The organism is Pseudoalteromonas sp. NEC-BIFX-2020_015, from assembly GCF_012952265.1.
Lineage (GTDB): Bacteria > Pseudomonadota > Gammaproteobacteria > Enterobacterales > Alteromonadaceae > Pseudoalteromonas > Pseudoalteromonas neustonica.
On record NZ_JABCJL010000004.1, the window covers coordinates 143,914 to 168,771 of the forward strand.

Here is a 24,858-nt window from a genome sequence, read left to right on the forward strand (position 1 = left end):
GGTATATAACTTTTTAGTTGTTACAAAGCTTTAGTCTTTAATATTTGAAATAAACCATTTACGTTGCTTGATTAGAAATACGCCACTGAGCAAAGCGAGTAGCCAAAAAATGCTTCCGCCACTACTGCCATTTTTGTGGGTTACTTTGGCAATTTTTTCTTCTTTAACGCGTGTTTTAAAACGGCCAAGCTCTGCGTCTAAATTAGCTGCCATATCATCAACCGCTAAGTTAAAACTGTGCTGAGATTGCGTATTTAAAGTATCATCAATACCAACGGCAGTGCTTCGCTTGTCAACTTTATTAATACCAGGGGCGCGAAATAACATTTTTTTACTTTTTACATCAAACACGGCTGTATCAACAAAGGTTTGTACCGTATTTTCATTACCCGGAATGACGTATAAACCGACGATGGTGAGATATAAAAAAGCGGCATTATTTTCCAGCGTTTGAGCCACCTGGTCGTACGACACAAGCGCCATAATGTCGACATCATACAAGCGAGATACTTGCTCAAGGGTTGTGAATCCTTGACCTCCCTTTAAATAGCTACTTGGAATAATTTCAATCCGGTCAATATAGTCATACTGCATAAATTGGTTTTTAACTTTTTCAAGTAAGGCTATTTCATCATTGCTGCGTATACCGGAATCATATTTGTTTGGAATAAACGCAATACCTACTGTTGCAGGAAGATTCAGCGTTGGCATACTGGGTAGATGTGCCTGACGGCTTTGCTCATCTGGGTATAAAAAATCGACTAAACTGCTAGAGCGAGTTTTTTGATTCGTATTTTGGCTGAAAAAAGTGCTACAGCCTGCTAAAGAGGTGATGATAATCACCAACATCAATTGCTGAACTTTCATATTATTCCTTATTATTCATTATTATAATGAACTAATACGAGGTAATTTAACCTCACATTGGTGTGATAAGCGATCCGATGAGTTTGAACGTAAAATACCTAAAAAGTTCTGTTAGTCTAGGCTTAAGTCGATTTCAGCCGTGACATTACATTGCAAAATAAACTCCTCATCGTGGCTTACCAGCATAAAGCTGCCTTTAAACTCGGATAAGCAGTTGGCGAGTAACTGCTTATTATCAAGGTCTAAATGGTTGTCGGGCTCATCAAGTAACAGTAAATACGCTTGTGCGTTGTGGGCTGCTATTAACATTGCTAGTTGCATTTTTTCACCGCCGCTTAATTGACTTATGGGGCGGTAAATATCATCGCCCTTAAAACCAATATTTGCCAGTAAATGACGCATGTGCTGCATGTCGAGGTTACTACAATATACCTCTAATGCATTAACTAAATTTTGTGATGATGTTAAAAATGCGCAGTGTTGATCAATATAAAGTATCTTGCTATTTAATTGTACTGCGCCTGAAAACGAACGTGACGGGGGGTTAACTGAGTTACTTATAAGATGTAATAAGGTTGATTTTCCACAGCCATTTGGGCCTTTAATATGCAGCTTATCATTGTTAAATACGCTAAATGTTATCGGCGATGCAGATTTAAAAGGAAGCACTAACTGTTCAACAAATAGCAGCCGTTTATGTGTTGTTTGTAGGTTAAATTGCAGCTTCATGGTGCTACTTGTGGGCAGTTGCTCTTTCAACGCTTGGCGTTTATCTATTATGGCTTGGTGTTTTGCTGTTGCTAAACGTTCGCTATTACCTTTACTGGCTTGTGCATTATTTTTTTTAAAATCCAACATCATTTTTGGCTGACTAGCATTGTTACGGATTTTATTACCTTGTGCTGCGCGCTGTTGGGCTTTTTCGTGATTTAGCTGCGTTTGCTGTTGGTGCTTTTTTTGATCTTTTTCAAGGTGATTAATCTGTTTTATTAACGCGGTTTGTTGCAGCGCTTTTTGCTCGCTAAAATGTTGGTAATTACCCGTCATATAATGAGCACCTTGTGAATTTAGCTCAATAATTGCATCACATTCATTAAGCAGTTGCCGATCATGGCTTACTATAATTACCAGCCCTTTAAATGCGTGTAATTGTGCTATTAGCCAGCGCTTTGCTGGGATATCGAGGTGATTACTTGGTTCATCTAAAATAAGTAAATCTGGCGCAGCTTGTAATGCGCAATATAGCAGTAAGCGCCTTTGTTGGCCGCCGCTTAATTCAGTCAGCTTGTGTTTTAGTGGTGCATCAATACCGAGGGTTAAAAGTTCTTGTTGGTAGCGTTGCTCGCACAACCAATCATCATTTACAGCGTTAAAGTCAGCTTCACAGCTGCTGCCTTGTGCAATACGCGTAAGTGCAGCCAGTTTTGTATCTATAGCGAGTAATTGTGCAATTGTTTGCGAAGCTGCGCTTTTGGGCTGCTCATTTACCTGTTGCTGTGAAATGAGTAACACATTGGCGCTAAATTCAACACTCCCAGCTGTTGGTTGGATCTTATTAGCTAGTATGTTTGCCAATAATGATTTACCGCTGCCATTAGCGCCGATGATTGCAGTGAGCTTTTCAGTGACTGAAAAATTAAGCTGCTTGAATTGGTTGTGACCATCAGGGTATTGAAAACCCAAATTGTGAACGTGTAATGTATGCATAATGCCTCTGGATAGTGCAGGGCATGGCGCGCAAAAATAGTATTTTTATACTGTGATAGGTCGAAATATGACGAATTTTGCGCCCACTAACCCTGTAAATTCAAATAAATAAAACGAATTTCAACAGGTGTTAGTTATTCATTAATGCGCAAACTCCATTAGGAAAGTGCGATTATCTTAAACAATAAAGGATAAGGTTGTCACGCTTTTATTTTTTAGAGGTGGTTTTAGCATATTAATAGTTTAGATAATCAACTGTTTATATTGAGACTATAGGGTATGATTATTGAAAGTGGCAGCTAGAGATGCAGGGATTCGTGAGGTATATTCAATTGTTTTGATTACTTGGCGATTAAGGTTTAATAGTAAAGGAGTGTTAAGTCGTGTCCGTAGATATTGTGAAAACGCAGGTGCCAGATAATAGTCAAATATCAAAAGTATTGCATGACGCTTATTTTTTTGATGTGTATTCATTTCACTCACATATTAAAAATAGAAGCTCACTGCAAGTGTGGTTAGATCATGCAGCTACCACACCTGCTTGGGTTAATTTTTTAATGACAACTCGCAATAGAGTTGTTGGCCTTTTTGGTCTGAAAAACCTGGGTGCTTTAGGTGGTTTCGATTCAAGTAAACCAAAGAGTGATTATAAAGTTGGTGATAGGGTTGGTATATTTACCTTACTTTATTTAAGTGATGAAGAAGTTGTTTTAGGTGATTCAGATAAACATTTAGACGTGCAAGTTTCTATTTTTAGGGATGAGATACAAGGTAATTTCATTTCAATTTCGACAGTGGTTCATGTGCATAATTTTTTAGGTAAGCTTTATATGTTGTTTGTAAAACCAATGCATAAAATGATAGTACCGGCATCGATTAAAAGAGCCGAGCCCACGTCGGATAGTTAGGTTTGTAAACAGGTGGTTTATATTTTCAAGATACGGAATATTTATGCGTTATATTTTTACTTTATTATTTTTTATAATCTCATACAGCGCGCATAGTGAAGAGATTAAGCCTTTTACGTCAGATGGGTGCAGCGCTTTTCCTGATGGTACGTTTGAGCAAAAAGAGCTATGGCTAAATTGTTGTACAGAGCATGATTATGCTTATTGGCAGGGGGGCACGTATGAGCAGCGTTTAACAGCTGATCAGCAGTTACAACACTGTGTGGCTCAAGTTGGCGAACCTGCAATAGCACAGCTTATGTTAGCGGGTGTTCGAGTGGGAGGGAGTCCTTATTTACCAACATCATTTAGGTGGGGATATGGCTGGTCCTATCCACGCTGGTATCAGCCGTTAACCGATGATGAAAAACAGCAAATAAAACGATAAAAATAATGTTAATAGATAGAGAAACTCTTATATTTCTTCATCTTTAATTCAGATGATCTTGCTAGGCTAATAAATTTAATGAACAGCCTGTACTGTATATTATTAGTTAAAATGGCTTTATACCCAAGCCACCTCAAAATGCAGAATTCAGCGTTTCACAGGGGCTTAATATCAAGGCGTTGCTTTGCAACAATGGCAATCCCTTTTAAGAAGGAACAACGATGAGAGTAAGTGACTGTGAAACGCCCAATGGGTTGGTTTAAAGCGATTTATACTGCGTTATTTTTATAAGGGATTGATTTTAACAATAGAACCACTATTACTTGCAATCAATGCCTTGCCTAAATCGCTTTTAATTCCAACGACGCTCACATCTTGAGGTGGCTTGGGTATATATTTAACCTAATTAAGGAACTAACGTGTTAATAGCAGAGATAATAATAACCACTATTTTATTTATTTTTACTGTATTACCTATGTCTTATAGCCAGCATTACTTAGTGAGAAGTTGTGATTTTGTTCGCCTGCAGGTTTTTTATTTGGCGTTGTTTAACCTTGTTATAGTTATGTCGATGCTCCTTATTTTTGGTGGAGATTATTTGTGGTGGGCAGCAGTAGCGGTGGCCAACAGTATTATTGTTAGTGTTCAAGGTTGGTGGATATTTCCTTACACATGGTGCGCTGCGCATGAGGTTAAAAGTGCCCAAAGTAACGCGCAGCATAGTATTCGTATTATGTCAGCCAATGTATTAATGTCGAACCATAATAGTGATGCATTGCTAAAGTTAGTTGATAAGCATCAGCCCGATTTACTGATCACGCTTGAGTCAGATGATTGGTGGCAGCAAAAGCTCAGTGTGCTCAAAAAAGACTACCCTTATACAATTGATTGTCCAAAAGATAATCGCTATGGCATGCATCTATTTAGTAAATACAAAATTAAACAGGCGCAAATTTGTGAGCTTGTTGAAAGTGATGTGCCTTCAATTCACATTTTGTTTGTTAATGATGATGGTTTAGAGATACAAGGTCACTTCATTCATCCAGCACCGCCGAGCCCAACAGAAGAAGATTCCTCTCGCCCGCGAGATAGTGAGTTGATAATGGTGGCCAAAGCGCTTAAAGATGCTACGCGCCCTGTGATTGTCGCTGGAGATTTAAACGATGTGGCTTGGTCTCGCAGTACTCGTTTATTTATGCAAGTAAGTGGCCTATTAGATCCACGTAAAGGGCGTGGCTTTTTTAATACATTTCATGCGAGTTACTTTTTTATGCGCTGGCCGCTGGACCATCTTTTTCATAGTACAGGGTTTACCGTCAAGCGCATTAAGCGTTTGGCCAAGTATGGCTCTGATCACTTTGCGTTACTCACTGAGTTGGTTTATGAAGATATTGAGCAGCATTCAAATCTTGATGAGAATACCGAGTTAGAAGAGGATGTTGATGCATTAATGATGGAGCATTTAGATAAAGGCCAAGTGCCTACATTTTAAAGGGTGTGTCATTGTAGCAAAGTAATGCCTTGATATTAAACACCTGTGGAACGCTGCATTTTGCATTGTGAGGTGGCTTGAGTATATACATTAAGGTGATGGACGCATAAAAAAAGGGCCAATAAAGGCCCTTTGCAATGATGTAATCAATTAGCTAATCATAATTATTTTAATATTTACAAATTCTCGTATGCCAAAACCGCCGTGTTCACGGCCGTGACCACTGTCTTTTACTCCGCCAAATGGTAAATTTGGTTGCGCTAAACCATAGCCGTTTATATTGATCATACCGGTTTCAAAATGATTTTTGGCAAGCTCAATAGCTTTGTTTTCATCTTTTGAGAAGATACCACCACCTAAACCATAACGTGAGTCGTTAGCGATACGCATAGCGTCTTGGTTATCTTTAGCTTTAATTAACGATGCTACAGGGCCAAAAAGTTCATCATCGTATGCGGGCATACCTGGCGATAAGTTTTCAAGTAGCGTGGGCGGATAGTAAAAACCCGTTTGCTCTGGAATGTTGCCACCTGCGACGACAGTAGCCCCTTTTGCAACTGATTCTTGCACTTGCTGATGAATTTGATCGCGTAAATCCTCGCGCGCCATTGGCCCAAGATTAGTCTCCTTATCCATCGGGTCGCCCATTTTCATGCTTTTAAGTTGCTCGCTGAGGGCATTTTTAAAGTCATCATAAAGTGCATCAACAACGACGAAGCGCTTAGCCGCCACACATGTTTGACCATTATTTACCATTCGCCCTTGTAAGCAGGTTTTTACAGCAAGCGCTAAGTCTGCATCATCAAGGACTAAGTAGGCATCGTTACTTCCCAGTTCTAATACCGTTTTTTTAACGTATTTACCTGCACGTTCAGCTACTTTTTTACCTGTACCGTCACTGCCAGTAAAGGTCACGCCACGAATAGCTGGGTGGCTAATCAACTCGCTGGCAGTTTTACCGTCAATTAATAAATTAGTGAAGCAGTATTTTTCAAAGCCCGCTTCAATAAAGAGAGATTCGATTTCTTCAGCCATGCCAAATACATTACCGGCATGTTTAAGTACGGTAGTATTACCTGCCATTATGTTAGTTACAGCGTAGCGGATCACTTGATATAGTGGGAAGTTCCACGGTTGAATGCCCAATAAAACCCCGGTCGGTTGGTAAGTAATAATTGCTTTACCATTTTGCATTTGACGTGTTTCATCCGCTAACTGCGACGCGCCATTTTCAGCGGTATAACGACAAATTGCAGCGCATAGCTCGACTTCTTGTAAGCCTTGTGAATAGAGTTTACCCATTTCTAAAGTCATTAACTCGGCCAGTTGTTGTTTATTTTTTTCAAATATACTGGCAAGATTATTGAGTAAATCAGTGCGTTCAGAAAATGATGTTTGGCGCCATTTTAAAAAGGTATCGTGGGTTTTATCCACTGCTTGCTGTGCTTGCTCCAATGTTAGTAATGTATACTGAGCAATGGTTTCTTCAGTTGCCGGATTGATAGTGGTTACTGTGTTAGTCATACTTATCTCCTTACAAATCATGTGCAGAAGATATTGCAAAGCTAACGCCACTTTATTTTTTAGCTAAATAAGCTTTTTAACCACTTGTTAATAATGGGGTTTGTGTTTTGTTTGGTTTTATTTATATAAATTATTAAGTAGCTGTATTCTGTAAAAAATGCACGTAACAGAAAATGTTACAAGGAGAGTCTAATGATAAGGTCACTTTTTAATATTCCCCTTGCGCTTATTCAAGCGCCTATGGCCGGCGTGCAAGATGCAAAGCTTGCAGCAAGCGTGTGTGAAGCCGGTGGGCTTGGCTCATTACCATGTGCGATGTTAAGTGAGCAGCAACTTATAGCTCAATTAACTCAACTTACACAAATTACTAATAAACCTTATAACCTTAACTTTTTCTGTCATGCGCAATCAGATTATACGCCAATCCAAACACAGCAGTGGCATTGTCTTTTAGCTCCCTATTTTGCAGAGTATGGTGTTGATGAAAGAGCACTAAGTAGTGAGGCATCCCGACAGCCCATAACTCAAAAAATAGTCGATGTTATAGCCCCATTTAAGCCGCCAGTAGTGAGTTTTCATTTTGGTTTACCTGCAAATAATATAGTGCAACAAATCAAGAGTTGGGGGGGCAAAATAATCTCAACCGCGACGACTCTCGACGAGGCTATTTGGCTTAATAACAATGGTGTGGATGCAATTATTGCGCAAGGTTTAGAAGCCGGAGGGCATCGTGGGCATTTTTTATCAATGGATTTGAATTTACATAAAACAACCACAGAGCTTGTTAAAGAATGTGTGGCTAACGTGAGTGTTCCTATTATTGCTGCTGGCGGTATTGCTGATGCGGATGACGTACTGAATATGAAGCTACTAGGCGCCAGTGGTGTACAGGTTGGTAGTGCTTATTTACTGTGTAATGAGGCAACAACATCTGCACTTCATCGTGATGCAATATTAAAGCAAGGCGATGGATCTACATCATTAACAACGTTGTTTTCAGGGCGTGTAGCCAGAGGCATTTGTAATCGTGTAATGAATGAACTCGGCTCAATACCTGAGCATGTTCCGCCATTTCCTTATGCAAGTATTGCAATCACGGCGCTTAGATCTAAAGCCGAGGAGCGTAAGGAAAGTGGTTTTTCACCGCTTTGGTGTGGGCAAAAGTATATTCCTCGAGTGAATGTGAGCGCAGCTGAAGTGTCGTTGGTATTAATGAGTAAGTGGTCTGTATAGATGCCACAATCACACATATTACCACTGGGCGATAGTAACCGTGAATTAGCGCATGCTTTGGCTGATAAATTAGCGGGGCGTTATCCGACAAAGCAATTTGAGCGTGATGACGTGTTAGTGCAGCAAGGGCAAAAACAATATTATGGGTATTTGTTACTTGATGGTGTGCTTGGGGCATTACATGCAACTGCTGATGGCGGCCAGAAGTGTAAAGAGTTTTATTTTAAAGACGAGTTTGCATTGCTATTTACTAATTGGCTAACGGATACTGATGCTTTTTATCAATTGAAAGTTATTAAATCTGCAAAAGTAATTGTTGTGCCACTTAGCCTTTTTACTCAGCCTGCATGGCAATGTTTAAAGCAGCAATTAATTACTCAACAGCTTATTTTTAAAGAAGCAAAAGAAGCATTTTTACTGCTCAATACACCTGAGCAGCGGTATTGTTATTTAGTGAACGAAAAACCTCATTGGCTTGCTCAACTGAATTTAACTGAAGTCGCACTGTATATTGGGATATCGGCTATATCATTATCAAGAATTCGTAAGCGCCTTAACTTAAGTTAAGGGGAAACGACATAAAGCTAGTTAGACTGCTGTTTTTACAGGAGTCGCTATGTTCATACTTTCACAATGTTTGGTTGCAGTTGCCACACTTTTAGATTTAGCATCGTTTCAATTTAAGTCCCGAAAATTTATATTACTGTGCTTGTTTAGTTCGGTGCTTTTAACTGCCACTCATTTTTTCTTATTGAATAAAATGAGTGCCGCTTTATTGATGCTGATTGCCGCTACACGATACTTTTACTGTATTTTTAACCGTAGCCAATGGGCGATGTTAGGGTTTATGTTATTAAGCTGTGTTGCCGTGGCTCTAAGTTGGCAAGATTGGCTGAGCGGTTTGGCGTTAATCGCAACCTTGATACAAACATTTGCTTCATTTCGACAGCGGGATGTATTGTTGCGACTATTTATGGTGCTCGGTACTGCTTTTTGGATAAGTCACAACATATTGGTGGGTTCACCTGTTGCGGTATTAATGGAGTGTTTATTTTTAATGAGTAACCTGATTGGGTTGTTTCGTTTTTATGTGCTGCCTAAGGATATTAAACCTGCAAGTTAGCAGGTTTAATTTTTATTCAGAGCATTAAAGTTGTTTTACAATTTCTTTTAGTAAGTAAGTTTCGCGGATAATTGATAGCCCTTGTTTATCGCTGTTGGCCAGTGTGCGCTCGTTGTGGGCTATGGCCTCATGAATATCAACCCACTTAGCAACCATGCCATTTTGCTGCTCGTAATGCTCAAGCTGCGATTGTCCTAACTGCGCATCAATACTGCAAAAATAACAGTAAGATTTAATGTTTATAACGTCAAAGTCATCTTTGTACCAAGGCCTAAATTCTTCGTATAAACCAAACTCACCAAGTACTTTAATATTTTGGGCGCCGGTTTCTTCTTGTAGCTCGCGGATAAGCCCTTGCTCAATAGTTTCACCTTCGTCAATGCCGCCGCCGGGTAGGCTGTAATCTTCATAGCGTTTAGTAAACATAAGCAAAATAGTATTATCACGTAGGACAATTGCGCGACCCGTTAAGCGAGTAAACTGCGTTGAAGTTGCATTACTTATACTCGGGTGGATTGCTGTTTTTAATAAGCGCATAGAGTTCCTTGTTTAAATTTAAAAAAATACCTTATTAAGTAAACCAATTGTATCAGTTAAGCGTACATATATAGTTAAGTGCGTATTCTATGTCATAAGAGAAAGTCAGAACCTTTTATTTATTTATTAGGGTGCGTAGAATAGGAAAAAAATCATAGGGATTTAAAATGTTAAACATACTTTTAGTCGATGATGACGCCGAGTTTAGTGATGTTGTATGCCATATAGTTGAATTTTTAGGTCATAACATTGATACCGCAGCCAATTTGGCAGAAGCAGAACAATGGTTTGTTAATAATACCTTTGACCATGTTTTTTTAGATTTTATGCTGCCAGATGGCAGCGGTTTGCATTTGGTTGAGCACTTAAAAAGTATTGGGCAAACTCCAAAGATCACGTTAATTTCTGGTCATCCTTCAGTTAAAGGTAAATTAGCTGAGATGTGTGAGCCTAACGTAGGGCATTTGGTTAAGCCTTTGCAGCGCGAAGATATTGAGCGAGTACTTAACCCTAAAAAGAAAGCAAATAAGAAAAAAGCAAAGCCGAGCATTGAAAAGCACTTTGGTACGCTAATCGGCGAATCTGAAGTGATGAAGAGTTTGTATACCATGATTGAACGCGTTGCGAATACAAGCGCAAATGTGATGTTAATGGGAGAAAGTGGTGCAGGTAAAGAGGTGGTCGCTCAGGCTATCCATAATGCCAGCCAATGTGAGGGGCCGCTTGTGGCAACCAACTGTGGTGCTTTATCAAAAGAACTAATAGGCAGCGAACTGTTTGGCCATGAAAAAGGGGCATTTACAGGGGCTATCGCCCGTAAAGAGGGGGTGTTTGAGCAAGCAGCAACAGGAACCTTATTTTTAGATGAAGTAACTGAAATGCCTATTGATATGCAGCCAAATTTACTGCGTGTTCTAGAAAGTAGAAAGGTTACACGAGTAGGTGGAAACCGTGAGCTACCTGTTGATTGTCGTGTTATATCAGCTACCAACCGTTCGTTAACTGATTTGGCGCAAAACAATGTTATTCGTGAGGATATTTACTTCAGGTTGGCTGTGTTCCCTATCGATATTCCTGCATTGCGCGAGCGCAAGGAAGATATAGAGCTACTTGCTAAAGCTTTTTTAGATCAGTTAAATGATGAAAATGGTACTGATTTCAACTGGCAAGCAAGCCAGTTAAAAGAGCTTGAAAGCTATGATTGGCCGGGTAATGTACGAGAATTACGCCATGCAATCCATCGTGCCTTTATAATGAGCGATCCAAAAGGGAAAGTAATTACGTTACCAGGTAATTTAGAATCGCCTTTTTCACGTGCAAATAAGCAAACCCAAGCTAATCAGGTTAGTGCCGGTCAAACTATTGAGGAAGTTGAGAAAGAACTGATCCACGCGACTTTAGATAAAGTACAAGGCAATAAGACTTTGGCGGCTCAAATGCTAGGGATCAGTACTAAAACACTTTATAACCGGCTAAATGCTTACGGCGGCATAGGTGAATACAAGTAAACAAGGTAATCATAGAGGGCAATATGAGTGATAAAGAACCTTTAAATAAATTAGTTCATGATGCGCGTGCACCACTTAATCGTATATCAATGAATGCAGAACTGATAAAGCTTGTGCTAGAAAATGACATGCCTAAAGATAAGGCAATTGCTGCACTAGATAAAATCATCAGTAATTGTCAGCAATGCAGTGATAGCTTGCAAAAAATTAGTGATACGCAATAAAGCATATAGGAAATAACTACGCGTGAAGAAACAGCAAGGAAAAACAAACATAGTATGGGCAAGTTTTATCGCTGTTGTGCTTTGTATTATTGTAGGTAATGCTTTTTTAGCATTGAACACAATTCAAAGTTTAACTAAAACACAAGGCAGTTTAGATAACACAAACTCATTGACAGCCGCAATAGAACAGCTTCATTTATCCGTTGTGCAAGCTGAATCCGGTCAGAGGGGTTACTTACTGACAGAGAAAGAAGATTACTTGCTTCCTTATTTTGATGCGATCACTCAGTTAGAGTCACAAACTGAGCATTTGAAGTCATTGCGATCAGAAATCGATGAGCAAGCTCAGCATATAGCTGAATTATTTTTATTGGTTGACGCTAAAATTAAGGGGCTAAAGCTTACTGTTAACTTGGCTCAAGATGATAAGGAGCGCCGTGCATTAGGTATACTTAATACTGATAGGGGCCGAGAACTTTATAAAGAAATTAGAGCGCTTGTAACAAAAATTCAAGATCGTGAAATTATTTTTAAAGCGCATTTATTTGCAAAGTTAAGGCAAATTAAAAATGAAGCAAAAATAACGTTTGCGATTACAGCGATTACGAGTGCTTTGTTAATTATCGGCATGTTTATTTTGACGCGGTTAAATTTGCGAAATGAAGCTAAGTATCGCTTAAAACTTGAACATCAAAATGAAACGCTCGCAAACAAAGTTAACGAGCGCACGCAAGAACTTACGTTGTACTCAGATGAGTTGAGTCGCAGTAATCGAGAGCTTGAAGACTTTGCATTTGTGGCAAGTCATGATTTGCAAGAACCCCTGCGAAAAATTCAGGCATTCAGCGACCGCTTGGAAACAATGTATAAAGACGAGTTAGGTGAAAAAGGCATTGATTACATTGGCAGAATGAAAAATGCGGCGCAGCGTATGTCAAATCTAATCAACGATTTGCTAGAGTTTTCACGTGTAACAACACGTGGTAAGGACTTTACAGACACTGACTTAAACATTGTGATGACTGAGATATTAAGTGATTTAGAAATTGCGATAAAAGAAAGTGATGCACAAGTTAGCGTAGCTGAAATGCCCATTATTAAGGCTGATCCAAGTCAAATGCAGCAGTTGTTTTTAAATTTAATATCTAATGCAGTTAAATTTAGGCGGCCAAATGAAGCGCCTGTAATCACTATTGAACATGAGCATTATAGTGAATTTAGCGATGACCATAATACTGAGTTATCGTGGCAAATTATTAGGGTTTCAGATAACGGCATTGGCTTTGATCCCGAATATACAGATAAGATTTTTGTGCCGTTTCAGCGTCTTCACGGGCGATCGCAATACAAAGGCACTGGTATTGGTTTATCTGTGTGTCGACGTATAGTTGAGCGCCATGGTGGCACAATAACTGCAAAAAGCGAAAGCGGCGAGGGTGCAACCTTCGTCATAAAATTACCTGTGGAAAGTGAGCTTTTCACACTGCAAGGAGAGGCGTAAATGCCATTCACTAAAGTAAAACCAATTACGATATTAATGGCTGATGACGATGAAGATGATCGTTTACTAGCACAGGATGCATTAGCCGAAAGCCGCGTACTTAACGAGCTATACTTTGTTGAAGATGGCGTTGAGCTTTTAGAGTACCTTGAGCGCAGAGGAAAGTTTGAAAGCAAAGAGTCGTCACCACGACCGGGCTTAATTTTATTAGACCTGAATATGCCTCGTATGGATGGTAGAGAAGCTTTACAAGCAATTAAGGCTAACCCTAATTTAAAAGGGATCCCAGTTGTTATTTTGACCACATCTAAGCAAGAAGAGGATATGGTAAAAGGTTATGATCTAGGTGCTGCTTCATACATTACTAAGCCTGTCACATTTGAGGGGTTGGTTGAATTAATGAAAACGTTAGGAAAATATTGGGTAGAGTTTGTTGAGCTGCCGAGTACTTTTAACGATTAATAATAGACACATCCAAACGCCTTAAAAAATAACCGCTTTGATTAAGAGTCGTAAATGTTGTTTTGAGGTGTTTAGGTTTGAGCCTACTTAGATATGTTTAAGTGGGCTTTTTAGCATAGGGAGATATTATGTTAACTAAAGCAACCAAATTGCTGCTTGTTGAAGATGATGAAGATGATTATATACTCACTTGTGATTATCTAGAGCAGTTAAGTTCGCATACGTTTGACATAGAGTGGATCAGTGATCCTCTGAGTGCTGTTGAAGTACTAAGCAAAAACGAACATGATATTTGCCTCCTTGACTACCGGTTAGGTGCATCAGATGGGTTAACAGTATTAAAACAAGCGGTAGAAAATGGGTTTGCTGGCCCAATAATCATGTTAACGGGGCAATCAGATGATGCGCTAGATTCAGCTGCACTTGATGCAGGAGCCGTTGACTACCTTGTAAAAAATGAGATGAGTAGTAGCCGGTTTGCACGTTCAATTCGTTACGCGTTAGCTCGACGTGATGTTGAGGATGAACGTTTAGAACGATTAAAAGCAGAGGCAGAAAACCGCTCGAAAGATCGCTTTTTAGCGCACTTAAGCCATGAATTACGTACGCCATTATCGTCTATTTTGGGGTACACCGAGTTACTTATGCAAAGTGACTTCAGTGAGCATGCAAATAACGAATTGGGGGTGATTTATCGTAACGGTAAGCACTTACTTAGTTTGTTAAATGATGTGCTTGATTTATCAAAAATAGCTGCAGATAAACTTGAACTCAGCTGCAGTAATGTAAACTTAGATAGCTTAATGGCTGATGTATTTACCTTGATGCGCGTATCGGCGTTGGATAAAGGGTTGTCTCTTCGATTTGAGTCACTGCAACCTCTGCCGTTGATTATTAATGTTGATGCGACACGGTTTAGACAAATTCTGATTAATATTGTCAATAATGCTATTAAATTCACTGATGAGGGTGAAATTGTTGTTAGAGCCTGGACCGAGGTGGTTAATAATCGGGAAATGCTATTTTTTAGTATAAAAGATTCAGGAGTTGGTATAGCACCTGAAAAACAAGCCTTAATATTTAAACCATTTGAACAAATTGCGGATGTAGAGTCTAGATCTGTTGGTGGTGCAGGCTTGGGCTTGGCGATATGCTCTGAGTTATTAAGTAGAATGCAAGGAAGCATATCTTTGGAGTCCGCTATTGGTAATGGCTCTAAATTCACTATTTCTCTCTATCCTGGCAATATTGAGGGAGTTGAACGTGAGCTTCTTAAACTTGATTTAACGCCAAATATGCAGCATAAAACCGCGCCATGTCAGGTTACTGGTCGAGTATTAGTGGTTGATGATTTAAGAGATTTACGGGTTTTAGTTGGCCATATGATTTCCTCCGCAGGGGCTAAAGTAGACTATGCAGAACATGGAAAACAAGCGCTTGATAAGGTTAGTAAGGCGCAACAAAATGGCACCCCTTTCGACATTATATTTTTAGATATTCATATGCCAGTTATGGGTGGAAAAGAGGCAACAATAGAGCTCAGGAAAATGGGTTTTAAGGGAGCTATTATTGCTCTGACTGCCGCTACAATGAAAGGAATACACAGTGAGTTATCCGCATTAGGCTTTAATGATGTGATCGGTAAGCCAGTAGATTCAACTTTATTGTATCAGTGTTTGCAAGATAAGCTTATAAATAATAATCAACCCGAAGAAACAGCTATAAAGCATAAAGTAAGTGAAAGTAGAGCACGCTTTTTATTAGTTGAAGATGATGCTGATGCTGCGCAAATAACTCAACTATTACTGGAAAGCTTAGGAGTCGAAACGCTGATCGCATCAAGCTATGTTCATTGTCTTGCGGTTTTAAAAAGTGACAGCCAGTTTGATAAAGTACTGCTTGATATGCATTTACCAGATGGCAGCGGTTTGGAGCTGGCCAGCTATATAAAACAACATTATCCAAAAATACAGCGGGTAATTGTCAGTGGTATGGAGCCAGATCCTGTGAAAATTAAGCAGTTGGAAATAGAACAAGTACTGTTAAAGCCGATTAATTTATCGTTGTTAACAGACCTGATTAATGTTTGACATAAAGGAACATCTTTAATGAATACAGTATTGTGTACTACTGAGTCAATTAGTCCGAATAAAGTTGTTTGTGTAGGACGTAACTTTGCAGCTCATATCGCAGAGCTTGGCAATGAAACGCCCACTGAACTGTTACTTTTTATAAAACCAAATAGCGCAATTAGTACTAATTTAAAAAGCCACCATAACGATGATGAATTGCATTTTGAGACCGAACTGTGTTTTTTAGTACAAAATAATCGCCTTGCGGCAGTTGGAATTGGACTTGATTTAACAAAGCGCGATGTGCAAACACATTTAAAGAGTAAGGGGCTGCCATGGGAGAGAGCTAAAGCATTTGATGGCTCTGCTGTATTTAGTGAGTTTGTGCTAATAGATGACAGTAAAGCCGCATTTAGTTTTAGTTTGAACATCAATGGTCAGGTACAACAACAAGGTGATTGTGAGTTGATGATCACAAAACCAGATGCTATTTTTGCGCAAATTAGTGAGTTTATGACTTTGCAAGATGGCGATATTATAATGACTGGTACGCCTGCTGGTGTCGGGGTGGTAAATGCGGGATCTGAGTTTGTTGCTCAACTGTATTTATCACAGCAGTTATTATTAGAGCAGCGCTGGTTAGCCATTTAGGTTTATCAAATATATTTATGCAGATAGGTATTAGAGATAGCCTAGAAGCCCAATGAGTTATTGGGCTTTTTAGTGGCTGTTTAAAATGGCATTGGGTATTGTCTAAAAACAGTGCCTATATCAGTAAGCGCTTGTTCGCTTAGCTCAATATTAAATGCAGCAATGTTATCTTTTAGCTGGGCCATAGTTGTTGCGCCAATAATTGATGACGATACGCCATCCACTTGGTCGCACCATGCTAGCGCCAATTGTGCCGCTGACATTTTATATGTTTTAGCGATTTCTACATATTGGCTTATTGCCTGTTGTGATTGTGGGGTATCACGAAATAAGCCATTGCGTTGCATTAGCGTCCAGCGGCTTCCCTCTGGGCGTGCGCCGTTAAGGTATTTACCGCTAAGCATGCCGCCAGCCAGCGGTGACCATGGTAGGTATGCAATATCTTCATGAATACATTGCTCTATTAGATAGGGCCAATCTTTTGCGTGGAGTAAGCTAAATTCATTTTGAATAGAGGCCATGCGCGGTAGGTTATGCTCTTCGCTTAAACGTAAAAACTGACTAATGCCCCACGGTGTGTCGTCAGAAAGCCCACAATGCTTGATTTTACCTGCTTTTACACAGTCATTGAGCCCTTCTAAAATATCGAGCATACCGGCAGTGTGCTGCTCTGTATTGGCGTCACTAAAGCGGATCATACCGGGCCATTGTTTACTAAAATGGGGGGATTGTCTGTTTGGCCAATGTAGTTGGTATAAGTCAATTACGTCGGTTTGTAAGCGTTGTAACGAATTATCAACCGCATTAATGATTGCTTGGCGCGTAATATCGCCGCCATCACGGATCCAAGAAAGACCGTTACCTGCAATTTTAGTTGCCAGTACAATGTCATCACGTTTACTTTTATTACGTGATAACCAGTCGCCAATTATTTGCTCTGTTTTACCGTATGTATCAGGAGTCGGCGGTACGGCATACATTTCAGCCGTATCGATAAAGTTAACGCCTTGCTCTAGAGCATAAGCAATCTGCTCATCCGCATCCGCTTGGGTGTTTTGTACGCCCCAGGTCATGCTTCCTAAGCATACCCGTGACACATTGATACCACTGCGACCTAGTGGGCTATAACGCATAATAAATCCTTATTTTTAATTTAATCTCGTGAATAAGTATGAAGTGCGGCCAATAATGGTTCACTCAATAGCGCTTTTTTACCCGTTTTAAAGTTAAACATGACAACTTGTGAAGAACCTAACGTGGTGACTGCATTTTGCTGTTGGCTAAATACGCTGTAATGCATCATAAAACGATCAGCCTGTATGTCACTAATGGTTACGCCAACCAGTACTGTATCAGGAAATGTTACTGGGCGTTTATACCGTGCATTGTTTTCACTTATTACAGGTCCAATCCCTGTGGTTTGCAAATCTTCTAATAAATTTATTTGATTAAAAAAATCAATGCGGGCAGTTTCGAAGTACCGAAAATAAACGACGTTATTAACATGTTGTAAGGCATCCATTTCACCCCAGGCGACATTAATTTGAGTATGAATAGGGTATTGTTTTATAAATGATTGCATTGACTATGACCCGTAAAAACTAAAAACCTAGGTTAGCAATTGCGTGGCGGTAGCTCAAGATAATTAGAATAATGAGGGAAATGTGCTAAGTTTAATGACTAACCTTGACATAAAGAGTCTAGCTGAATTTAAAGGAGCTAATAATGAATATACCTACCAACAAAGCTATAAAATGGTTAGCGCTATTGGCGGTAATTTGTTTAGCCTTCGTGTGTTATGCAATGGGGAATGCCTCAGGCGCAATTGCATTGGTGATCCTTGGTTTTGTACTTGAAGGTGCGTTTTGGTTGTTTGGCAGCCGTTTATTTAATCGTAAGAAATCGTCACAAGAAGAATCATCTCCCTCATGACTTGCTAATAGATCAAAGTTAATTAATAATAACTGTTTATTTATACAGTTGTTTGGTTGGGGAAATGAAAAAGTTTATTCATATCGACATGGATTGCTTTTATGCTGCCGTTGAAATGCGAGACAATCCTGCGCTTGCTAACGTGCCATTAGCGATTGGTGGTAATAGCCGCCGTGGCGTGCTTTCTACAGCAAACTATATAGCGCGTGAGTATGGTGTACGTTCAGCTATGTCAAACTACCGAGCCAAACAATTATGCCCAGATTTAGTGATTGTACCAGGACGAATGCACGTTTATAAACATGCTTCAGAGCAAATACGTGCCGTGTTTCAGCGTTATACAAACCTTATAGAACCTCTCTCTTTAGATGAAGCTTACCTTGATGTTACCGACAGCACGCCATGTCATGGCAGTGCGACTTTAATGGCGCAACAAATACGCGCTGATATTTATGCCGCCACGGGTTTAACTGCATCGGCTGGGATCGCTCCTATTAAATTTATTGCTAAAATTGCCAGTGATGAAAATAAACCAAACGGCCAATTTGTTGTATTACCAGATCAAGTTGATGCGTTTTTAGCTCAGTTACCACTGGGTAAAATACCGGGCGTGGGAAAAGTTACGCTGGAAAAGCTTAATTTAAAAGGGCTATATACAGGCGCCGATGTATGCGCTAAAGGCGTTAATTGGATGCAGCAACATGTGGGGAACTTTGGCGTTTCACTTTATCAAAAGTGCGCAGGGCTTCACATTGGCTGTGTATCTACAAATCGTGTGCGTAAATCATTAAGTGTGGAACATACATATGAATATAACAAAACTAATCTACAAGAATGTCTTGAGCAGTTACCGTTATTGTTAGAAGAGTTAACGCGGCGCTTAACTAAGCAAGGTTTAGATCAGCGAATTAGTAAACTGAGCGTTAAAGTAAAGTTTGCCAATTTTGTCGTAACTTCTGCCGATCAAGCCTACCATCAATTAGATAGCAGCATTTTTACCGAGCTATTGAGTAAAGCTTATCAACGTGGTGTACAACAACCCGTTAGGTTATTAGGCATTGGTGTTGGAGTGAAAAGTGAGCCTCAACAGCATATGCAATTGAGCATATTAGACTAAAGGTTTACAGTCAGCGTTGTTTAAATATTGTTAGTGTAGATGATGGGAGATAAAACATTGTCTTTAAATACGCAATAGTTTGGTTGCTTCCTAATTAATAATAATTTTAACTATAAGAGAGAAGGCTATGCAATCGGTTGTTATTGTACTGCTGGGTATGGTTGGGATGCTTTTTGGCTGGTTTGTTTATTCTAAATTTATCGCCGAGAAGATTTTCAAAATGGATGACAGCTTTGTCACGCCAGCCCATGAACTTGAAGATGGTGTGGACTATGTACCCACTAATAAAGTCGTCCTTTGGGGACATCACTTTACCTCTGTTGCAGGTGCTGCACCTATTGTTGGTCCTGCTATTGCTGTTTACTGGGGCTGGGTGCCTGCGGTTTTATGGGTTGTTTTTGGAACAATATTCTTTGCGGGTGTGCACGATATGGGCGCACTTTGGGCAAGTGCGCGTAACAAAGGTAAATCAATGGGCGCATTGTCTGAAAGCGTGATTGGTAAGCGTACGCGTGCATTATTCATGATTGTGGTTTTTTTAGTGCTACTAATGGTTAACGCGGTATTTGGGGTGGTGATTGCTAAATCATTTATCAGTAGTCCTAATGCTGTTTTTCCTGCTTGGGCCGCAATTGTAGTGGCATTGGTTATTGGCCAGTTATTGCGTAAAAAAGTATCGCTAATACCGCTTTGCTTTATTGGTGTTGGAATTTTGTATTACACCATTTACCTGGGCAGCAGCATGCCAATTTCATTACCTGATGAATTATTTGGTTTAAGCGCAAATGCTAACTGGATTATAATTTTATTTGCTTATGCTGCAATTGCGTCATTGTTACCTGTATGGATGCTATTACAGCCTCGTGACTTTATTAATGGTATGCAACTGCTTGTAGGTTTAGTGTTGTTATATGGAGCCGTATTTATCTCTATGCCAGACATTACGGCGCCGGCATTTAATACCCAAGTTGCGATGGACACACCCAGTATAATCCCACTGTTATTTGTAACAATCGCGTGTGGCGCGGTATCAGGCTTTCACGGCATTGTGTCCTCTGGTACTAGCTCTAAACAGCTTAATAAAGACAAAGATGCCCGTTTTGTGGGTTACTTAGGGGCTGTTGGCGAAGGTATGCTTGCACTTATTACGTTAGTCGCCGTAAGTGGTGTTGCACTGGCTGTATCCCCTGAAGAGTGGCATGAAATATATAGTCACTTAGGAGCTGGCAGTGTAGGTGCATTTGTTAATGGTGGCGCAAACTTAATTGAAAGTGGCTGGGGTATCTCACACGAAATAGCGTCTACTTTACTAGCCGTTATGGTTGTACTTTTTGCTGGTACAACCATGGATTCTGGGGTTCGCTTACAGCGCTATATTATCCAAGAGTGGGGTGATATTTATAATATTAAGATTATAAAAAATGGCGTTATTGCAACGCTGTTAGCTGTCGTTTGCTGCTTGTTATTAGCATTTGGTGCTGGTGGCGCTGATGGAAGTGGCGGTATGATTATTTGGCCATTATTTGGATCAACTAATCAGATTCTTGCAAGCTTAACGTTATTAGTCATTTCTGTGATGCTTATTAAAGCAAACCGTCCAGCTAAGTACACATTGATCCCTATGAGTTTTGTATTAGTGATGGCCTTTTTTGCAGGTGTAATAAAGCTGGGTGAATACTATCAACAAGGTAATTGGTTGCTCGTGACGCTTGATGTTGTGGTATTGGTTATCAGTGTATTAGTGATGCTTGAGGCATGGTCTGTTATTGCTAAGCACCGAGCAGAGAGTAAATCAGCAAGTAGTGAATAGATGATTTATTTTACACTGTAACCACAAGTTGCCAGCGGCGTATTAGCTTGTCTCGCTTTGCTGGCAATGGGTACTTAAATAAATGATAATAAGGTCCTATCTTTTGACAACAGGACCTTTTTTATGGCATATCCTCACGCAGTTGCAGCAGCAACATTTGATGACGCAGCACATGATGCGTTAATTATTATCGGTAATGACTTCTCACACTTAACTGATAGCTCATTAAGCCAGTCAATTGCCGCGCAGATGGCTGTAGATGCACGCATTGGCAAACAAGTTACCCTATTAGTAATCGATTCTAAGCGCGTTATTTTAGCCCCTACGGGTCCGCTTAATCGTGATTACGACGATGTACGCCGTTATTTTGATGCAGCGAAACTTGCGATTAATGAAGCTAAGGCATCAGGCTGCACACAGCCTGCTATTTATTTACCGCAAGCAAGTCAAGAAAGCCGTTATCAATATGCCCTTGAAGTTGCTTATTTAGGTGCTTGCCAAGCCTTGTGGCAACCACTTGAAGCGCGTGAGTTTCATGGTCAAAACATTGAACCAATTACTCAAATTACTTTAATTGGTGCAAATGAAAAAACGGCGAAAGCTGTTGATGCCATGGCCGCTGGCCAATATGCGGCTCGCGATCTATGTGGTACCGAGCCTGAACGTATGGCGCCACCGCGCTTTGCTGACTACTGCGTTGATTTATTCAAAGGCAGTAATGTGAGTGTTGAAGTGATTTCTGATATCGCAAAAATTGATAAAGATTACCCAATGTTAAGTACTGTTGCGCGTGCATCTTATGCCGTTGAGCGTCATCATCCACGCGTGGTTAAACTTGAGTATATTCCGCAAGGCGATGTTACTCGTACGCTGATGTTTGTTGGTAAAGGCTTGGTTTACGATACAGGCGGTGCAGACTTAAAAGTAGGTGGTTACATGGCTGGTATGAGCCGTGACAAAGGTGGTGCAGCTTCTGTTGCTGGCCTTATGAAATCAGTTGCTGATTTTCAGCCTCAAGGCGTAAAAGTAATTGCCTACTTGGCCGTTGTACGTAATTCAATTGGCTCAGATTGTTTTGTACCAGATGAAATAATTACTAGCCGTGAAGGTGTACGTGTACGTATTGGTAATACGGATGCAGAAGGCCGCCTAGCAATGGGGGATTTACTCAGTGAAATGAAAGATTTAGCGAAAGGCGAAGTGAACCCTGAGTTATTCACTGTCGCCACGTTAACAGGCCACGCTGCACGTGCGATGGGCCCTTACAGCGCGTATGTTGAAAATGGACCAGCACGTGCTGCAAATGTGTCGCGCAAGCTAGCTGATTGTGGTGATTTATGGGCTGATGGCGCAGAAGTTTCGCGTAGTCGCCGTGAAGATTATGACTTTATCAAGCCACGTACACTCGCTGATGATGTGCTTTCAAGTAATAATGCAGCTTCAGCTGTCACAGCCCGTGGGCACCAGTTCCCGATGGCATTTTTAGCTGTTGTTGGTGGCCTTGATAAACACGGTACTGATTCTGCAGAGCCAATTCCATACGTTCACATGGATATTGCTGGCAGTGGTGTTGAAGGTGGTGACTGGCAGCATGGTAAACCAACTGCGGCGGGCTTAAGTAGCTTATTCGCACGCTATTGCCTATAACATTCACAATTATACAAAAAAGCCTCGTTTGATAATGTAACGGGGCTTTTTTGTGTCTATTCATTTAGAGGGAGTCCATATAAGAGCCTAGGGCGTGTTGACCTTTGTGGATTGAAATTTGTTCAATCTAGGGGCTATTTAATCGCGGCGCGAGGTTTGTAACCTAGCGGGCTAAGTAAAAACCGAGCAACAAAGAGTTAATCGCCCCTAGAAAGAACCCTTTGGGCAGCGCATGTTTGGCATTTATACTGCGTTATCGCCTATTTATGGGGAACAACCACACGACATAGGCTCTGCCTTGCCTAAATACCAAACATACTGCTGCAAAATCAATCACGAAAAGTCAACACGCCCTAGAACTAATCAAGTTTAAATCGGTTAACGACCTCGGTAAGAGCTTGACTGCTGCGCTTTAAGTTATCACTCGCGCCAGAGAGTTGCGATGTGTTAGCTAGAGATTGTTCAGTTGATTGCGATAATTCACCAATGCGTAAATTCACCTCATCTGCAGCACTTGATTGTTGCTCAGTAGCACGAGCGATCTGGCCGTTCATATCGGTGATCACTGATACTAAACGCTCAATCTCACTTAGCGATATGTTGGCTGTTTCTGCTTGCTGCACTGTATTTGTTGATAACTGCCGACTTGCGGTCACTGCATCAACAGCCGCTTGTGCGCCTGTTTGCAGTTTGGCTATCATAGCCTGAATCTCATCGGTACTTTTACCTGTGCGGCTAGCGAGAGTACGAACTTCATCGGCAACCACCGCAAAGCCACGACCTTGCTCTCCTGCGCGAGCTGCTTCAATTGCTGCATTTAAGGCAAGTAAATTGGTTTGTTCAGCAATTCCTCTGATCACATCAAGTACAGAGCCAATATTGTTAGTTTCTTGCGCTAAATCAGCAGTTACTTGGCTGACCGTTTCAATGTTTTTGGATAAAGTTTCGATGGCTTGGATTGTTTTAGCAACCACATTTTTACCGTCAGATGCGTTGCTTGCGGCTTGTGATGCTGCTTGCTCGGCAGCTTCCGCGTTACGGCTTACATCATGTATTTGGTGGGTCATTTGCTCCATTGCAGTAGCAACTTGGGTTGAGCTATCGTTTTGTAACTCTATAAATGAGTGGTTTGTTTTACTGGCATCGTCTACGGTGTGAGCATGCTGGTTTACTTCATTTGCATTATGAGCGACTTGCTTGAGTGACTCGCGCATTTTTTTTGTATACAAGTTGAAGTAACGAGATAGGCGTGATACTTCATCATTGCCACTTTCATCCAGTGTTTGGGTTAAGTCGCCTTCACCTTGAGATATGTCTTTCATCATATTGGCTGCAAGCTGCGTAGGACGTAAAATGCTGCGACCAATAAAATAACTTAAACTAATTAACAATATAATAATGATGCTGGCATTAATAATCATTAGGCTTTTTAATGAAGCGAACGACTCATCAATTGTATCGATATACACACCCGATCCAATAATCCATTGCCAAGGCGTAAAGCCTTTTACATAAGCAATTTTATCAACGGGTTTATCTTTACCTGGTTTGGGCCATTTGTAAGGGACATAGCCACTGTCATGTTGTTTTACAATATTAACCATTTCAACAAACAGACGCGTACCATCAGGATCTTTTGTTTCAGATAGCGATTTACCGTTTAACTGTGGTTTTATTGGGTGCATAACCATCGCTGGTTGAAAGTCATTAATCCAGTAGTAGTTACTGTCGTCATAACGCATAGCTGCAATGGTTTCTAGTGCTCTAGCTTGTGCTTGAGATTCGCTCAGAGAGTTATTGAGCTGCAATGAGTGATAATGCACAATAATACTATGGGCAGTCTCGACTAGATTTTTAGTTTTTATATATTGCTCAGTTTTGAGCGAACTATATTGCTGAGCGAGGCTGGTGACACTTAATAGTATTAACCCAACGACTACGACACCGACAAGCATAGCCAAACGCTGAAAAATTGTAAAGCGACGTAGATACGACATAGTACTTCCTTAGTTAGGCCGCAATTATTGCGAGTACTATTAAGCGTAGTAAAAAAAGAGTAGAAATCTAGTTAAGGTATTCTTTTCTTAATCGAATTAAGGGTTTTATAGCGTTTAT

23 protein-coding genes are annotated in these 24,858 nt (G+C 40.3%); 16 read left to right on the plus strand and 7 right to left on the minus strand.

Annotated features, from left to right (window positions below):
* Window positions 1-30: 30 nt before the first annotated feature.
* Window positions 31-867 (minus strand): rhombotarget lipoprotein, encoded by an 837-nt coding sequence (rhlP, locus tag HH219_RS04715; protein WP_169326784.1) that lies wholly within the window; start codon window positions 865-867, stop codon window positions 31-33.
* A 111-nt stretch (window positions 868-978) separates the two neighbouring features.
* Window positions 979-2,574, minus strand: a complete 1,596-nt coding sequence (locus HH219_RS04720) for an ATP-binding cassette domain-containing protein (protein ID WP_169326785.1) — start codon at window positions 2,572-2,574, stop codon at window positions 979-981.
* A gap of 383 nt (window positions 2,575-2,957) precedes the next feature.
* Here HH219_RS04720 and HH219_RS04725 point away from each other — a divergent pair, with 383 nt between their 5' ends.
* The 3 genes from HH219_RS04725 (at window position 2,958) to HH219_RS04735 (ending at window position 5,402) form a co-directional block, all read left to right on the plus strand.
* Window positions 2,958-3,482, plus strand: coding sequence for a DUF2867 domain-containing protein (locus tag HH219_RS04725; protein WP_169326786.1), 525 nt, complete (start codon window positions 2,958-2,960; stop codon window positions 3,480-3,482).
* Window positions 3,483-3,525: 43 nt separating this feature from the next.
* Window positions 3,526-3,909: a hypothetical protein gene (locus tag HH219_RS04730; RefSeq protein ID WP_054206187.1), complete on the plus strand. Its 384-nt coding sequence runs from the start codon at window positions 3,526-3,528 to the stop codon at window positions 3,907-3,909.
* A gap of 476 nt (window positions 3,910-4,385) precedes the next feature.
* The gene (locus tag HH219_RS04735) at window positions 4,386-5,402 is read left to right on the plus strand and encodes an endonuclease/exonuclease/phosphatase family protein (protein ID WP_169326814.1); all 1,017 of its coding nucleotides are present in this window, start codon (window positions 4,386-4,388) and stop codon (window positions 5,400-5,402) included.
* Between the two features lie 150 nt (window positions 5,403-5,552).
* On the opposite strand, the gene HH219_RS04740 is transcribed toward HH219_RS04735, so the two are convergent.
* Window positions 5,553-6,926: an NAD-dependent succinate-semialdehyde dehydrogenase gene (locus HH219_RS04740; protein ID WP_169326787.1), complete on the minus strand. Its 1,374-nt coding sequence runs from the start codon at window positions 6,924-6,926 to the stop codon at window positions 5,553-5,555.
* 192 nt (window positions 6,927-7,118) lie between these two features.
* Here HH219_RS04740 and HH219_RS04745 point away from each other — a divergent pair, with 192 nt between their 5' ends.
* Genes HH219_RS04745 through HH219_RS04755 form a run of 3 tightly spaced genes read left to right on the plus strand, consistent with a single transcriptional unit; the run spans window position 7,119 to window position 9,282 of the window.
* Window positions 7,119-8,159 (plus strand): nitronate monooxygenase, encoded by a 1,041-nt coding sequence (locus HH219_RS04745; RefSeq protein ID WP_169326788.1) that lies wholly within the window; start codon window positions 7,119-7,121, stop codon window positions 8,157-8,159.
* Window positions 8,160-8,726 carry a Crp/Fnr family transcriptional regulator gene (locus HH219_RS04750; RefSeq protein ID WP_054206183.1) on the plus strand — a complete coding sequence of 189 codons (567 nt, stop codon included), beginning with the start codon at window positions 8,160-8,162 and terminating at the stop codon, window positions 8,724-8,726. It abuts the gene before it with no gap.
* A 49-nt stretch (window positions 8,727-8,775) separates the two neighbouring features.
* Window positions 8,776-9,282, plus strand: a complete 507-nt coding sequence (locus HH219_RS04755) for a YgjV family protein (protein ID WP_169326789.1) — start codon at window positions 8,776-8,778, stop codon at window positions 9,280-9,282.
* A 24-nt stretch (window positions 9,283-9,306) separates the two neighbouring features.
* Here HH219_RS04755 and HH219_RS04760 read toward each other — a convergent pair whose 3' ends face one another.
* The gene (locus HH219_RS04760; protein ID WP_169326790.1) at window positions 9,307-9,819 is read right to left on the minus strand and encodes an NUDIX hydrolase; all 513 of its coding nucleotides are present in this window, start codon (window positions 9,817-9,819) and stop codon (window positions 9,307-9,309) included.
* A gap of 167 nt (window positions 9,820-9,986) precedes the next feature.
* Between HH219_RS04760 and HH219_RS04765 the strand changes: the two genes are divergently transcribed.
* The 6 genes from HH219_RS04765 (at window position 9,987) to HH219_RS04790 (ending at window position 16,237) form a co-directional block, all read left to right on the plus strand.
* Complete coding sequence (locus HH219_RS04765; RefSeq protein ID WP_169326791.1) at window positions 9,987-11,327, plus strand: sigma-54 dependent transcriptional regulator; 1,341 nt, start codon at window positions 9,987-9,989, stop codon at window positions 11,325-11,327.
* Between the two features lie 23 nt (window positions 11,328-11,350).
* Complete coding sequence (locus HH219_RS04770) at window positions 11,351-11,551, plus strand: hypothetical protein (RefSeq protein WP_054206179.1); 201 nt, start codon at window positions 11,351-11,353, stop codon at window positions 11,549-11,551.
* Between the two features lie 22 nt (window positions 11,552-11,573).
* A complete protein-coding gene (locus HH219_RS04775; RefSeq protein WP_169326792.1) occupies window positions 11,574-13,052 on the plus strand; it encodes a sensor histidine kinase in 1,479 nt (492 codons plus the stop codon).
* On the plus strand, window positions 13,053-13,514 hold the full coding sequence (locus HH219_RS04780; protein WP_054206177.1) for a response regulator: 462 nt from the start codon (window positions 13,053-13,055) through the stop codon (window positions 13,512-13,514).
* A 128-nt stretch (window positions 13,515-13,642) separates the two neighbouring features.
* Window positions 13,643-15,604 carry a response regulator gene (locus HH219_RS04785; protein WP_169326793.1) on the plus strand — a complete coding sequence of 654 codons (1,962 nt, stop codon included), beginning with the start codon at window positions 13,643-13,645 and terminating at the stop codon, window positions 15,602-15,604.
* An 18-nt stretch (window positions 15,605-15,622) separates the two neighbouring features.
* Window positions 15,623-16,237 (plus strand): fumarylacetoacetate hydrolase family protein, encoded by a 615-nt coding sequence (locus tag HH219_RS04790; protein ID WP_169326794.1) that lies wholly within the window; start codon window positions 15,623-15,625, stop codon window positions 16,235-16,237.
* 80 nt (window positions 16,238-16,317) lie between these two features.
* On the opposite strand, the gene HH219_RS04795 is transcribed toward HH219_RS04790, so the two are convergent.
* Together HH219_RS04795 and HH219_RS04800 are read right to left on the minus strand one after the other, a co-directional pair.
* Window positions 16,318-17,370: an aldo/keto reductase gene (locus HH219_RS04795; RefSeq protein WP_169326795.1), complete on the minus strand. Its 1,053-nt coding sequence runs from the start codon at window positions 17,368-17,370 to the stop codon at window positions 16,318-16,320.
* A gap of 20 nt (window positions 17,371-17,390) precedes the next feature.
* Window positions 17,391-17,819 carry a thioesterase family protein gene (locus HH219_RS04800; RefSeq protein WP_054206173.1) on the minus strand — a complete coding sequence of 143 codons (429 nt, stop codon included), beginning with the start codon at window positions 17,817-17,819 and terminating at the stop codon, window positions 17,391-17,393.
* Between the two features lie 143 nt (window positions 17,820-17,962).
* Between HH219_RS04800 and HH219_RS04805 the strand changes: the two genes are divergently transcribed.
* The 4 genes from HH219_RS04805 to HH219_RS04820 all read left to right on the plus strand — a co-directional run bounded on the left by HH219_RS04805 (window position 17,963) and on the right by HH219_RS04820 (window position 22,743).
* The gene (locus tag HH219_RS04805; RefSeq protein ID WP_054206172.1) at window positions 17,963-18,169 is read left to right on the plus strand and encodes a hypothetical protein; all 207 of its coding nucleotides are present in this window, start codon (window positions 17,963-17,965) and stop codon (window positions 18,167-18,169) included.
* Window positions 18,170-18,233: 64 nt separating this feature from the next.
* Window positions 18,234-19,286 carry a DNA polymerase IV gene (dinB, locus tag HH219_RS04810; protein ID WP_169326796.1) on the plus strand — a complete coding sequence of 351 codons (1,053 nt, stop codon included), beginning with the start codon at window positions 18,234-18,236 and terminating at the stop codon, window positions 19,284-19,286.
* A 127-nt stretch (window positions 19,287-19,413) separates the two neighbouring features.
* Entirely contained in the window at window positions 19,414-21,096 is a 1,683-nt protein-coding gene (locus HH219_RS04815) for a carbon starvation protein A (RefSeq protein WP_054455249.1), read from the plus strand.
* 123 nt (window positions 21,097-21,219) lie between these two features.
* The gene (locus tag HH219_RS04820) at window positions 21,220-22,743 is read left to right on the plus strand and encodes a leucyl aminopeptidase family protein (RefSeq protein ID WP_169326797.1); all 1,524 of its coding nucleotides are present in this window, start codon (window positions 21,220-21,222) and stop codon (window positions 22,741-22,743) included.
* 359 nt (window positions 22,744-23,102) lie between these two features.
* Here the strand turns inward: HH219_RS04820 and HH219_RS04825 are convergent, their stop codons facing one another.
* Window positions 23,103-24,740 carry a methyl-accepting chemotaxis protein gene (locus tag HH219_RS04825; protein WP_169326798.1) on the minus strand — a complete coding sequence of 546 codons (1,638 nt, stop codon included), beginning with the start codon at window positions 24,738-24,740 and terminating at the stop codon, window positions 23,103-23,105.
* Window positions 24,741-24,858: the final 118 nt, after the last annotated feature.

Coding starts and splice junctions, on each gene's coding strand:
- HH219_RS04800 (WP_054206173.1), bottom strand. CDS start 17,819: ATGCAATCATTTATAAAACAATACCCTATTCATACTCAAATTAATGTC.
- HH219_RS04825 (WP_169326798.1), bottom strand. CDS start 24,740: ATGTCGTATCTACGTCGCTTTACAATTTTTCAGCGTTTGGCTATGCTT.
- HH219_RS04765 (WP_169326791.1), top strand. CDS start 9,987: ATGTTAAACATACTTTTAGTCGATGATGACGCCGAGTTTAGTGATGTT.
- HH219_RS04805 (WP_054206172.1), top strand. CDS start 17,963: ATGAATATACCTACCAACAAAGCTATAAAATGGTTAGCGCTATTGGCG.
- rhlP (WP_169326784.1), bottom strand. CDS start 867: ATGAAAGTTCAGCAATTGATGTTGGTGATTATCATCACCTCTTTAGCA.
- HH219_RS04770 (WP_054206179.1), top strand. CDS start 11,351: ATGAGTGATAAAGAACCTTTAAATAAATTAGTTCATGATGCGCGTGCA.
- HH219_RS04795 (WP_169326795.1), bottom strand. CDS start 17,370: ATGCGTTATAGCCCACTAGGTCGCAGTGGTATCAATGTGTCACGGGTA.
- HH219_RS04815 (WP_054455249.1), top strand. CDS start 19,414: ATGCAATCGGTTGTTATTGTACTGCTGGGTATGGTTGGGATGCTTTTT.
- HH219_RS04745 (WP_169326788.1), top strand. CDS start 7,119: ATGATAAGGTCACTTTTTAATATTCCCCTTGCGCTTATTCAAGCGCCT.
- HH219_RS04755 (WP_169326789.1), top strand. CDS start 8,776: ATGTTCATACTTTCACAATGTTTGGTTGCAGTTGCCACACTTTTAGAT.
- dinB (WP_169326796.1), top strand. CDS start 18,234: ATGAAAAAGTTTATTCATATCGACATGGATTGCTTTTATGCTGCCGTT.
- HH219_RS04785 (WP_169326793.1), top strand. CDS start 13,643: ATGTTAACTAAAGCAACCAAATTGCTGCTTGTTGAAGATGATGAAGAT.
- HH219_RS04735 (WP_169326814.1), top strand. CDS start 4,386: ATGTCTTATAGCCAGCATTACTTAGTGAGAAGTTGTGATTTTGTTCGC.
- HH219_RS04760 (WP_169326790.1), bottom strand. CDS start 9,819: ATGCGCTTATTAAAAACAGCAATCCACCCGAGTATAAGTAATGCAACT.
- HH219_RS04790 (WP_169326794.1), top strand. CDS start 15,623: ATGAATACAGTATTGTGTACTACTGAGTCAATTAGTCCGAATAAAGTT.
- HH219_RS04740 (WP_169326787.1), bottom strand. CDS start 6,926: ATGACTAACACAGTAACCACTATCAATCCGGCAACTGAAGAAACCATT.
- HH219_RS04820 (WP_169326797.1), top strand. CDS start 21,220: ATGGCATATCCTCACGCAGTTGCAGCAGCAACATTTGATGACGCAGCA.
- HH219_RS04720 (WP_169326785.1), bottom strand. CDS start 2,574: ATGCATACATTACACGTTCACAATTTGGGTTTTCAATACCCTGATGGT.
- HH219_RS04780 (WP_054206177.1), top strand. CDS start 13,053: ATGCCATTCACTAAAGTAAAACCAATTACGATATTAATGGCTGATGAC.
- HH219_RS04730 (WP_054206187.1), top strand. CDS start 3,526: ATGCGTTATATTTTTACTTTATTATTTTTTATAATCTCATACAGCGCG.
- HH219_RS04750 (WP_054206183.1), top strand. CDS start 8,160: ATGCCACAATCACACATATTACCACTGGGCGATAGTAACCGTGAATTA.